Source organism: Streptomyces sp. NPDC058964 (assembly GCF_042741275.1).
In the GTDB taxonomy this organism is placed as follows: Bacteria; Actinomycetota; Actinomycetes; order Streptomycetales; family Streptomycetaceae; genus Streptomyces.
This window is the reverse complement of record NZ_JBHYKH010001092.1, coordinates 1-1,010: the sequence shown is the minus strand read 5'-3', so window position 1 is coordinate 1,010 and position 1,010 is coordinate 1. Positions and strand designations below refer to the sequence as shown.

General features: G+C 76.5%; 1 protein-coding gene. It reads left to right on the top strand.

Annotated features, from left to right (window positions below; translation table 11 throughout):
- Nucleotides 1-195: 195 nt before the first annotated feature.
- Nucleotides 196-1,010: MsnO8 family LLM class oxidoreductase (locus ACFW2E_RS47895; RefSeq protein ID WP_384478708.1), on the top strand; the 815-nt coding region annotated here is incomplete at its 3' end.

Below are 1,010 nucleotides of genomic sequence, written 5' to 3'. Positions count from 1 at the left end.
CCTGTGTCTGTTTCGTCAGGTACTACCACACCACCCCCGACATCGTGCGGTGGGCGGCCGCCGGCGGTCCTGGGGTCGCCGAACCGCCGGTGACACTGGAGCTGCAGTTCGTCCGCCCGCCACGGGAGCGGCGGGCCCGCAGCCGTACGGACGCGGGCTGAGGAATCCCGCGGGCGGGCCGGTGTTGTACCTGGCATGAGTTCCGTGATCGCCTCGGCCCGCTTCTCCGTCCTCGACCGCTCCCGCACCCGGGAGGGCCGCCCGCCCGCCGAGGCGCTGCGTGACACGGTCGCGCTGGCCCGGGAGCTGGAGGGGCTCGGCTACCACCGGATCTGGGTGTCGGAGCACCACGGCGTGCCCGGGGTCGCCGGGTCCGCGCCGACCGTGCTGGCCGCGGCCGTGGCGGGGGCGACGCGCACGATCCGGGTCGGCACCGGCGGCGTGATGCTGCCCAACCACCGGCCGCTGGTCGTGGCGGAGCAGTTCGGGGTGCTGGAGGCGCTGTTCCCGGGGCGGATCGACATGGGTCTGGGCCGCTCGGTGGGCTTCACCGACGGCGTGCGCAGGGCGCTGGGCCGGGACAAGGACGACGCCGACGACTTCGACGCACAACTGGCCGAGCTGCTCGGCTGGTTCCGGGGCACGTCCCCCACCGGCGCGCACGCCCGCCCGGCGGAGGGGCTGACGGTGCCGCCATTCGTGCTGGCCATGGGCGAGGGCGCGGCCGTGGCGGCCCGGGCCGGGCTGCCGATGGTCATCGGCGACCTGCGCGACCGCGACCGGATGCTGCGCGGCATCGACCGCTACCGCGCCGGGTTCCGCCCCTCCGAGTGGGCCGGGGAGCCGTACGTCGTCGTCTCCGGCACGGTCGCCGTGGCCGACAGCCCCGAGGCGGCCCGGCGGCTCCTGGTCCCGGAGGCCTGGTCCATGGCGCAGGCCCGCACCCGCGGGTCCTTCCCGCCCCTGCCCCCGCCCGAGGAGGCCGCGGCCCGGACGATGACCGCCAAGGG